We start from the raw sequence: 10,381 nt of genomic DNA on the forward strand, positions 1-10,381 counted from the left end.
TCTTGGGATAATTATACAGTGGACGATGCATAAAATCTGTCCATTTTATCAGCATACGAGCATAGCCAACTAATCTGACTTTGCCAAGTACGAATGATGAAAACCTCGTCTTGCCAAACACGACAGATGTTGTCAATAATACGGACAATGCCGTTGGAACGACAAGCATTGAGGAAACAGCAACAACCGACCAAGTGTCCGATGCGCCGGGTGAAACCGCGACGGATTTGAACAAGTCAAAGAAGAACAAAAAGACTACCACGACCGCTAAGGGAAATGGTATTTGGGAAGCCATCGGAACTGCAGGAATTGCCGTTGCCGGCTTCTGGTTCTTCTTGATTGGTCGTAAAAAGAAGGATGAAGATGACTAAAGCTACTTCAACCAAGCGATGATGAAATGATATCGAGCAGGACGAGCATATGTGCTCGTCCTTTTTTGTGCCGACAAAGTCGCTTGCCCAATCGACTGCTTTGGCAGACAAAGAGCGGATAAAGAGCAGACAAGGAGCGGATTATTTTGTATAATAGATTAGTTAAAAGCAGAACCCATAAAGGATATGCCCATGAGTAATCACCAAGTTAAAAAAGGTTTGAATCGGAAGTGGCTGAGTCTTCTTGCACTCGCTGCTTTGTTTTTCAGTATGTTGTTGGCACCACTTGCAGCAGCAAACCAAGCATCAGCTGCAACGACTGATCCGACTTTAGAAAAGATTCAAAAGCGCGGGAAGCTGGTCGTTGGACTGTCGGCCGATTATGCACCCTATGAATTCCACACCCAACAAAATGGTAAGGACAAGATCGTTGGTTTCGACGTTTCCTTAGCGCAAGCCATTGCCAAGAAACTGGATGTGAAGTTAGAAATCAAGGACATGGGCTTTGACGCCCTCCTTGGTTCGTTGAAAACGGGGAAAATCGACATGATTGTTTCCGGCTTCACCGCAAATGAGGAACGCCGCCAGCAAGTGGACTTTTCCAAAGTCTATCTAAAAGCGCCGCAGACCATGCTGGTCTTGAAGAAAAACGAAAACAAATACAACAGCTTGGAAAAGCTTTCGGGGCAAAAGGTCGGCGCACAAACGCAGACCGTCCAAGAAGATACGGCCAAGAGCATTGACGGTGCTTCCGTCGTTTCCTTGCAGAAGTATCCCAACTTGATCTCGCAGTTGACCCAGGGCGTTTTGGCGGGAATCGTTACTGAAAAGCCAATTGCCGATGCCTACGCTGAGCAGAACAAGAGTTTTGCTGTTGTGAACCCTGGCTTCTCATCGGATACAACCGGCGCCTCAGCCGTTGCCGTTCCAAAGAATTCGCCAGCGCTCTTGGCCAAAGTCAACGCTGTTGTCGATAAAGTCACGACGGACGGGACTTTTTCAAAGTGGCAAAAGCAAGCCAACAAGGCCATGTTTGCCAATGAAAACAAGTCCTACTGGGATAAGTATGGCCACTACTTCCTTTCAGGAACGCTGATTACACTGGCATTAGCGGTGGTTGCCGTTTTGATTGGGACGACCTTGGGAACGATTTTTGCCCTTCTGAAGTTGTCATCATCCTTCCTACTGCGTGCCATTGGAAACATCTACGTGGAATACGTCCGGGGAACACCCTTGCTGGTTCAGGCCTTCATGGTCTTCTTCGGTGCACAAGTTCTTGGCTTGAACCTGTCGGCCTTTGCTTCCGGAGCTTTAGCCATGGGCTTGAACTCAGCGGCCTACGTGGCTGAAATCATTCGGTCAGGAATTGAATCGGTTGATGATGGCCAAATGGAAGCGGCTCGCTCCCTTGGCTTTACGAAGAATAAAACGATGCGTCTCGTGATTCTTCCCCAGGCCGTTCGAACGATTTTGCCGGCTTTGGGAAATGAGTTCGTTTCGGTTATCAAGGAAGGTTCTGTGATTTCGGTTATCGGTGTCGGCGAATTGATGTACGAGACGTCTGTTGTTCAAGGGGCCTCCTTTGAGCCATTCGTTCCGCTCATCATTACGTCGCTGATTTACTTCGTTTTGACTTTCTCCATTTCACGAGCCCTTGGCTTTGTTGAAAAGCGTATGAATCGTTAATAAATAAAAGGCTTTGAATTCGACGGAATTCAAAGCCTTTTTTGCTGGGATGAACTTGTTGTCCTTGGTGGACTTTGGGCGCTGTGAGAAGTGACGACAATAAAAAAGAACTGCCAGAGCAGTTCTTGTATTATTAATCTTCAAAGGCGATGCGAACACCTTCTGGAATGGCAAAGTCCTTTTGAACTAAGCGCAATTCACCGCTTTCTTCATCACGAGCAAAGACCGTGACGTTGTCGGTTTCTTGGTTTGGCACCACCAGGAACTTTTCTTCGGGATCCAAGGCCATGTCACGAGGGAAGGAACCTTCCACCGAGATGTTTTGAATCAATTCGATTTCGGCACCAAGGTTGGAAACCTTAAAGACCGCAATGGTGTCATGACCACGGTTTGACGTGTAAATGAAGCGGCCGTCTGATGAAACACGGATGGCAGCAGCACCGTTGTGATCATCCCAATCCGATGGGATGGTTGGGGCCGTCATCAAATGTTCGAAGGAACCGTCTTCTTCATTGTACTTCAAGACGGAGAGGAGGGAGGATAACTCACCTAATAGGTAGGCGTATTCCCCGTCCTTTGAAAAACGGATGTGCCGTGGGCCGAAACCAGCAATGGCTTCGTAACGGGCGATCTCTTTGAGCTTGCCGTCTTCTTGAACATCAAAGGTAATGACTTCATCCGTTCCCAAATCAACGGCCACTAAACGCTTATCCGGCGTCAAATTGGCAAAGTGAATGTGAGCGGTCGCTTGTTCGGGACGTGGACCGGATCCGGTGTTTTGGAAACGATCCTTCAACTCTAATGAACCGTTAGCTAGAATCTTGTAAGACTCCACTGTGCCACGGTGGTAGTAGCCGGCAAAAACCAGTTGACGATCTTCATCAACACCGATGTAGGCGGGTGTTGATCCTTCCGTCATGTTCGCGCCAATCTCAGCCATAGGACGCTTGGCGTTGTCCGTTACGGCGACACCACCGAGGTTGTCGCGCTTGTCGACGATGTAGGCCTTGTTCGTCTTTGATAGGGCCAGGTAAGTTGGATTCGTAGCTTCATAGACCAGGGTGGCATCCGCTAATTGACCCGTTTGGTCATCGAAGGTTGCCTCATAGACACCCTTGGACGTTTTCTTTGTATAAGTACCAAAAAGTACATGGTGAACAGTCATGTTCAGAAACACTCCTTTGCTTTTATCGTATCTTTGTCATTATAACATGGAAAAGTCGCTGGGGTCTGCTCATCGCTTTCGTCCTGTGCTAAAATAAGGGGAATTGAAAAGTGTAAAAGGATGAATCCATGACAAATCATATCGTATTATTTGAACCGGTGATGCCGGCAAACACCGGTAACATTGCGCGGACAGCCGCAGGAACAAACGCTGTCTTACACCTCATCGAACCGCTAGGTTTTGATATTTCGGACAAAGCCGTTAAGCGTGCCGGTTTGGATTACTGGGAGCACGTGGACTTGCTAACGCATGCTTCTTTGCCTGACTTTTTAGCAACCTTGGGGGAAGAAGACCGGCTCTACCTGGTTTCGAAGTTCGCTAACCAGGATTACACGGATCCAGATTACCGTTTGGCAGCAGGAAAAGGGGACAACTACTTCCTCTTTGGTAAGGAAACAACGGGTCTGCCCGAAGTCTTCATGCGCCAGAATCCTGAAAAGGCCATCCGAATTCCTCAAAATGATGAACATATTCGTTCGTTGAACCTGTCCAATACGGTCGCCATCGTTATCTTTGAAGCCTTGCGCCAGCAAGACTTTGACCAATTGGATAAAATTCATACTTATGAACAAGACAAGTTAAAGTAAGTTTCGTTTTTATTGAAAAAAGTCTTGCGCGATGAAATGATTCTTGCTATACTAATATAGTTGTTTGATAGCGATATTGAGCAACAACTGACCATGGCCCGTTGGTCAAGTGGCTAAGACGCTGCCCTTTCACGGCGGAATCGAGAGTTCGATTCTCTCACGGGCTACTAAAAAGGTTTCACATCACTCGTTGGTGTGAGGCCTTTTTTGTTTGTTATTAAAGCAAATAAAAAAGCCTGTCGGCTTAATCGTTGTCGTCTTCATAAAACTTCATCATATCGTCAAATTCTTTTTTGTCAGCAGCGCGCTTAGCTCGTTGTTCTGGACTGAAATATCCAGCAATTGCCAAAGCAGCAATCACACCCATCAATATGAGCCCCCAAAAACTGAATAAGAATGTGACGATGTACATACCAATAAGTAATAAGATTAACAACGGAATCCAACTCGTCCAAAGCTTCCAAGTGAACCAAATTAAAATCCAAAATATAGCAACAAATCCAATTAATGTAATCATTTACTTAACTTCCTTTCCAATCTGTCTAGCTTGTCGTTGATCTCGGCAAGTTTTTTATTTAGTTCTTCGTCTGACTTGTCGGCTTGCTGCTGTGTAAAGAAAGATGTCACAGTACTGGTTATCGTTCCAATCAGGCCAATGCCAACGAACATCAATATAATAGCGACACCACGACCGATTGCAGTCGTAGGGGATATATCGCCATATCCAACTGTTGTAGCCGTCACAATAGCCCACCATAGCGCGTTGGCATACGATACGTTTTCGGCCAGTGAATAAATACCTGCCGACAATAAGACAAGCACAACCGCAAATGACATCAGATAGATGAACCCATTAGTGTTGATGAACTTTGCAACGTTACGCTTGAAACGACCGGTAAAACCAACGATACGAACGAAACGAAGCAATTTAAGAAGCCTTATTGTACGAGCGATTCGGAACATTGAGAACAAAGAATCAAAGGGGATGATGGCTAAAAGGTCAAAGATGTTTGATTTGAAAAACTGCCACTTGTTTTTTGACTTCGTCAATCTTGCGATGTAATAATCCAGAAGAATAAAAGGATGAACTTATCAATTAAAAAATATGGTTCTTTATTGATTGATATTAGTCCACCTATATCAAGACCGGCCAATGCAACTGACACAATGGCAAAAGTGAAAACAGTAGCGTAATATAATTTTTTCATTTTTATTTAAGTTGGAATTTGTATTAATAACAGGATAGTTTGTTTGCGTATTATGTCTTGTGTTCATTAGGTTATTTGAAAAACAAGTGCAAAAGAACTAAATGTATCACTGTTAAAAGTTTGATGTTGTAGGTTTTTACTAACTTATTCTTTATGCATTTTAATTTAGCACTAATGATGAGAATTTGCAAAAATATGCACAAACTATTGGAGGGAAATCAGCCATTTTGAAGAGTTTATAGATATTATACAAAGTGATATTGAACTGTCTTGGGCCCATCGGTTATAGTGCTGATAGGGAATAAAAGGGCTTGAAAATGTCATGAGATGAATGGGGATGAATCGCCAAGGGCTTTAATGCCAGGAGGCGCCATGCCAATTCAAAACATAGCAGGTGTTTTGTTATATGCACACGACACCGAAAAACAATTTGACGAATTTAAGGAGCTTTTCATTCGCACAAAACTAGTGCCAGATGTTCAGATGGATGAGTTGTCCCTTATCAAAAATAAGACACAACGCTTTTTAAAAGTTAAGGCAAAAGCATCGACAGACGCTTGCCAATTTTTATTGCAGGTACTACCACTCGAAAACTTTTCTGTCTCGACAATGATTCATATTAATGAAGTAGCTGAAACAATCATACAAACTGAGAGTTTGTATGGGTTGAAGGATCTGGCAGGATTAGAACAACTTTTGGCTTTGTCGAATCAATTTACTTTTGGTCGTGAATATCATCCAACGGTAATCGATAAAGCAAGTTATCTTTGGTATTCACTGGCTTCAAAACAGTTATTTCATAATGGTAATAAACGAACGGCGCTTCTAACCGGTATGTTGATGTTGGAACGTAATTTAATTCGAATGCATTACCGCGATACTCAGGAGCTATATGATTTATCTTTACAAATTGCGCGAAAGGAGCTTTCTGAAAGTGAGTTGAAAGCGTTCATTAAGAGCCGTTCGACTCTGCATTTGGATAACATTAATTTTTATAGTCGCTTTTATGGCGTCTCAGAACAATTAAAAGTATTGGAGGAGATTCAATGAACAGTCAAAAGATAAAGCTGTTTCCCTTAGAAAATGTTCTTCCTTTCATTCATCCAATTGACCCTGACAGTCAGAGCTATCAAAGGATGCGGTCTGCAATGAATAAAAGAAGTTTTGATGAATTGATGAACAACCCCGACATCCAAGAAGTCCTGCGTATGTTATCAAAAGTATAGAAAGAAAGACTTGAGAACTCCCGGGTGAAAGAGGGTAGAGCCTTCTTTTTGCTTGTGCTAAGATAGGTAGCGTAAGTATTTTCATTTTATAGGATAAAATCCTATTACCAAGGGGAGTTTGTGATGGCAAAGCAGAGCCGAACGACAAAGAAAAGGTCGAATAAAAAACAGAAGATGTCGCGATCAGGTGCAGCTAGTCAGGTGATTGCCCTGGTGACGATTATCGTTTTGTCCATTTTTGCCATCTTTCAGGTTGGCCTTTTTGGGGTTTATTTAGCTGATTTTGTCCGCTTCTTTATCGGTAATCTCTATCAGTTAACGCTCGTTTTAATTGTCTTTTTCACTGGCTATTACTTAATTATGGACAAGGCCTGCCCAGTACCTGGTCGCGTCTATGCCGGTGGTACGATGCTTTACTTGGCCGCCATGCTTTTTTCCGCCTTACTATTTTTTACCCAGGCGGATTTGCCGGATGGTAGCCCGATGTCGCAGGTAGTGCGAATCATTGGCCAAGAATTGACGAATCAAACGGCCCACACACCGGTCGGTTCCGGTCTTTTCGGTGCGGCCTTCTACCAATTAACAAACGCCTTTTTGTCAAACGTTGGAACCGTCATTATTATCGCCGTTCTCTTTATTGCCGGGCTCATCGTGACCTTTAAGCTGCCTGCGCGCGACATGGCGCAAAAGTCCGTTCAGAAAGCACAGGAAAAAGCCGTTGAAATGAAAGAGCGGCAGGCAGAACGCCGTGATCAACGAGCATTGTTGGCTAAAAAAGAGCGACAGGATCTGACGGACTTTGGCGATGATCCTTTTGGCAGTTCGAAGACGGAGCCAACCGGTCAAGAAGACGATCCCTTTGCGCCAGTTGCTGAAAAGCACGAACAGGTGGCCGATACTACCGCCAGTTCGACAACTGAGCCGCAAATCAATTGGCAGCAACCAACCGCTACCCCAGAAGAACCCGTTATCGATGGGACGAAGGGGACGGAACATGTCATGCCGGATACGTCCTTTCCATCAGCCAAAGAAGCGGCCAAAGCCGACGACTTTGATATGGGACAGGGAACGGTTTCAGATGATGATTACCAGCTGCCTAAAACGAGCCTATTAACGAAGACAAAGGCGACCGACCAATCGCAAGAAGCCAAGAGTTTGAATGGCAAGTCCCGACTGGTCCACGATACCTTGAAATCCTTTGGTGTGGAAGCGACGGTATCGTCCGTTTCGCTTGGTCCAACGGTGACGCAATATGAGTTGAAGCCAGGACAGGGCGTCAAGGTTAACCGGATTGCGAACTTAGCCGATGACCTCGCCTTAGCCCTGGCTGCCAAGTCGATTCGAATTGAGGCACCCATTCCAGGTAAGCCTTATGTCGGGATCGAAGTGCCAAACGATACCCAAGCCGTTGTTGGCTTCCGTGACATGATTGAGCAATCACACACGCTAAAAGATGGGCTGTTGACAGTGCCACTCGGACGAGACGTCTCCGGCCAAATTGTCTCGGTTGATCTCGCGGCTATGCCGCACTTGCTAATTGCTGGATCGACTGGTTCTGGTAAGTCTGTTGGATTGAATGGCATTATCGTGTCACTCTTGTTGAAGGCTAAGCCTTCCGAAGTCAAGTTGATGATGGTTGATCCCAAGGTGGTCGAATTGTCGATTTATAACGGGATTCCGCACTTGCTGACGCCGGTCGTTTCGGACCCTAAGAAGGCGGCTAAGTCCTTAAATAAGTTAGTTGAGGAAATGGAAAACCGCTATGATTTGCTGGCCCAGTTTGGGAAGCGAAACATCGGGGAATACAACGCGGCCGTTGAAGAAAACAACGCGCATGCCAAGGAAACGGGTAATGCTTTGATGACGAAATTGCCATACATTGTGGCGGTTGTGGATGAGTTCGCTGATTTGATGGCGACCGTTGGCTCTGAAATCGAAGTGTCGATTGCACGATTGGGTGCCAAGGCCCGTGCTGCAGGTATTCACATGATTTTGGCTACCCAGCGCCCCGATGTCAAAGTCATTAACGGGACAATTAAGTCCAACATTCCTGGTCGAATTGCTTTCCGAACGGCATCGGGTATCGATTCTCGTACCATCTTGGATACCAATGGTGCTGAAAAATTGCTTGGCCGTGGGGATATGATTTTCGCACCACCAGGCAAGGCACATAAGCGTTTGCAGGGTGCTTTTATTTCCAATGCCGACGTGACGGCCGTTGTCGACTTTGTCAAGGGGGAGCAAGCTGCTTCTTATGACGACAAGATGACGGTGACAGATGAAGAGATTGCCCAGGATGAAGCGGGCGTTGGTGGTGATTCTGACGATGAACTCTTTGATGAAGCCTTGGAGTTTGTCATTGATCAACAGAAGGCATCGACCTCACTCTTGCAGCGCCGTTTCCGCATCGGTTACAACCGCGCAGCACGCTTGGTTGATGATTTCGAAAACGCCGGTTACATTGGCCCTGCCGATGGGGCCCGTCCACGACAAGTGAACGTGACGAAAAAAGCGACACCAGAAAACTAAAAGAAGAGGATTTGCTGGGGCAAGTCGTCTTTTTTTGTTTCGTATTTTAGACGGTGGTCTAGAGGTCCGGACCAGCCACTTTGTGCCCTTGTTGGAAGCATGCTATATTACCGGCAGAAAGGGGGTGGTGGCAAATGCTTTACCCTGTTATGGACTTTAGACAGTGGCTTTTGTTCAGCCGCAATTGGCACTGGTTGCTCGCTTGGCGGCCGATTCGTTGGTAGCTTGGGCATTTTTCCGATTTTTGTGTAAAAACTGAGGAGGATGAATGAAAACAAGACAAAAGAAGCACCATTATTTACGCCGTTTAACAGTAGTGACCGCAACGATGCTAACCACAACAATGGTCGCAAGTCCCGTCTCGCACGCTTACGTCTTCGATGAGGCAAAGTTTCAAAAGGGACGTGTGCCAGACACGCGGCAAGCACCGTTTTCTTCTGTTGTGCTCATCGTTAACCATGCGACGGGTGAGTCGGGTTCCGGGGTCTTAATCGGACCTGATACGGTTTTGACGGCTGCCCATGTCGTGATGACAGACCGCGAGGGGGCCAGCGATGATGATTGGCCAACGCGTGTTGCCAACCCTCGCAACTTGATGATTCAACCAGCCTACGGTGGGGAAAACGGGTCGGATCAGGAACGTTTTCCATTTGGCGACGGTTATCAAGGACGGGCCATTTCGGTTTCTCCTGAGTACTTGAGAGACGCGATTTTACCAAATGCACCGGGGGCAGATCCCGGCGATCATGACTTGGCCATCATTCATTTGAGTCGACCGGTGCCAAACGCCCAAACGTTGACACTGGGGGAACTCCGGGCCCAAGATATTGGCCGTGAGACTATTTCAGCCGTTGGTTTTCCAGCAACCTTAGGGGCAGGAAGCATGGGTGAACCAGAAAATCGAAACGATAATATGTACGTTGATTCGGGACGGGCGGAAAGCATTTCCACGAATCAAATCACGACACGGCAGGTCAATTGGTCCCATGGGAGTTCCGGTGGCCCAATTCTGAATTGCTTTAACCAGGTCGTTGGCGTGGTCAGCTCGTCAAACTCACTTGGCAATTATGCCACGCGAATTACCCCAGCCGCTAATTGCTGGATTCAAGAGGCAATGACGGACGTGACGGGGATGTTAACGCCAGAAAACGTTCGCAACCGTTGGGTTTCCTTTGGCAATGAACGGGTCTATGCTCGTATGCTGATAAAATGGACAGATTTTATGCATCGTCCACTGTATAATTATCCCAAGACTAAAAAGGAAATCAGCACATGACTAAAAGGCCACGTTACTCACAGGAATTCAAAGACGCCATTGTTGCCCTCTATCAAGAAGGTCGTTCCTCTCTGTCACTTTCAATTGAATACGGTATGGCCTCCACTACCGTTATTAAATGGGTTCATGGCAGCCAAAAACAAATAATTGCTGGCGAAACTTATACGACAGATGAAATGAAAAAGATGAAGAAGGAAAATGATCGTTTAAAAGAGGAAAATGATATTTTAAAACGAGCGGCGGTATTACTGGCAAAAAATTAAAACGTGATAC

Annotated in this window: 11 protein-coding genes and 1 tRNA gene; 9 read left to right on the forward strand and 3 right to left on the reverse strand. The window is 45.9% G+C overall.

Annotated elements, in window-relative coordinates:
- Nucleotides 1-80: 80 nt before the first annotated feature.
- A complete protein-coding gene (locus tag G6R30_RS05985) occupies nucleotides 81-371 on the forward strand; it encodes a hypothetical protein (protein ID WP_213822574.1) in 291 nt (96 codons plus the stop codon).
- Nucleotides 372-563: 192 nt separating this feature from the next.
- Nucleotides 564-2,057, forward strand: a complete 1,494-nt coding sequence (locus G6R30_RS05990) for an ABC transporter substrate-binding protein/permease (RefSeq protein WP_213822576.1) — start codon at nucleotides 564-566, stop codon at nucleotides 2,055-2,057.
- Nucleotides 2,058-2,190: 133 nt separating this feature from the next.
- On the opposite strand, the gene G6R30_RS05995 is transcribed toward G6R30_RS05990, so the two are convergent.
- Nucleotides 2,191-3,222 (reverse strand): lactonase family protein, encoded by a 1,032-nt coding sequence (locus G6R30_RS05995; RefSeq protein WP_213822578.1) that lies wholly within the window; start codon nucleotides 3,220-3,222, stop codon nucleotides 2,191-2,193.
- A gap of 128 nt (nucleotides 3,223-3,350) precedes the next feature.
- Here G6R30_RS05995 and G6R30_RS06000 point away from each other — a divergent pair, with 128 nt between their 5' ends.
- Nucleotides 3,351-3,869, forward strand: coding sequence for a tRNA (cytidine(34)-2'-O)-methyltransferase (locus tag G6R30_RS06000; protein ID WP_213822583.1), 519 nt, complete (start codon nucleotides 3,351-3,353; stop codon nucleotides 3,867-3,869).
- A gap of 95 nt (nucleotides 3,870-3,964) precedes the next feature.
- Nucleotides 3,965-4,036 (forward strand) — tRNA-Glu (locus tag G6R30_RS06005).
- 77 nt (nucleotides 4,037-4,113) lie between these two features.
- On the opposite strand, the gene G6R30_RS06010 is transcribed toward G6R30_RS06005, so the two are convergent.
- Together G6R30_RS06010 and G6R30_RS06015 are read right to left on the reverse strand one after the other, a co-directional pair.
- Nucleotides 4,114-4,386 carry a hypothetical protein gene (locus G6R30_RS06010; protein WP_213822586.1) on the reverse strand — a complete coding sequence of 91 codons (273 nt, stop codon included), beginning with the start codon at nucleotides 4,384-4,386 and terminating at the stop codon, nucleotides 4,114-4,116.
- Nucleotides 4,383-4,919, reverse strand: coding sequence for a potassium channel family protein (locus tag G6R30_RS06015; protein ID WP_338018336.1), 537 nt, complete (start codon nucleotides 4,917-4,919; stop codon nucleotides 4,383-4,385). The genes G6R30_RS06010 and G6R30_RS06015 overlap by 4 nt, the downstream gene beginning before the upstream one ends.
- Nucleotides 4,920-5,449: 530 nt before the next feature.
- Between G6R30_RS06015 and G6R30_RS06020 the strand changes: the two genes are divergently transcribed.
- From G6R30_RS06020 to G6R30_RS06040, 5 genes are all read left to right on the forward strand, one after another.
- Nucleotides 5,450-6,127 (forward strand): type II toxin-antitoxin system death-on-curing family toxin, encoded by a 678-nt coding sequence (locus G6R30_RS06020; protein WP_213822589.1) that lies wholly within the window; start codon nucleotides 5,450-5,452, stop codon nucleotides 6,125-6,127.
- A complete protein-coding gene (locus G6R30_RS06025) occupies nucleotides 6,124-6,303 on the forward strand; it encodes a hypothetical protein (protein WP_213822591.1) in 180 nt (59 codons plus the stop codon). Before G6R30_RS06020 ends, G6R30_RS06025 begins: the two co-directional genes overlap by 4 nt.
- 123 nt (nucleotides 6,304-6,426) lie before the next feature.
- Complete coding sequence (locus G6R30_RS06030; RefSeq protein WP_213822593.1) at nucleotides 6,427-8,832, forward strand: FtsK/SpoIIIE family DNA translocase; 2,406 nt, start codon at nucleotides 6,427-6,429, stop codon at nucleotides 8,830-8,832.
- 268 nt (nucleotides 8,833-9,100) lie between these two features.
- Nucleotides 9,101-10,108 (forward strand): trypsin-like serine peptidase, encoded by a 1,008-nt coding sequence (locus G6R30_RS06035; RefSeq protein WP_213822596.1) that lies wholly within the window; start codon nucleotides 9,101-9,103, stop codon nucleotides 10,106-10,108.
- Nucleotides 10,105-10,371 (forward strand): transposase, encoded by a 267-nt coding sequence (locus tag G6R30_RS06040; protein WP_010017457.1) that lies wholly within the window; start codon nucleotides 10,105-10,107, stop codon nucleotides 10,369-10,371. The genes G6R30_RS06035 and G6R30_RS06040 overlap by 4 nt, the downstream gene beginning before the upstream one ends.
- Nucleotides 10,372-10,381 lie beyond the last annotated feature (10 nt).

The organism is Fructobacillus parabroussonetiae, from assembly GCF_018437265.1.
Lineage (GTDB): Bacteria > Bacillota > Bacilli > Lactobacillales > Lactobacillaceae > Fructobacillus > Fructobacillus parabroussonetiae.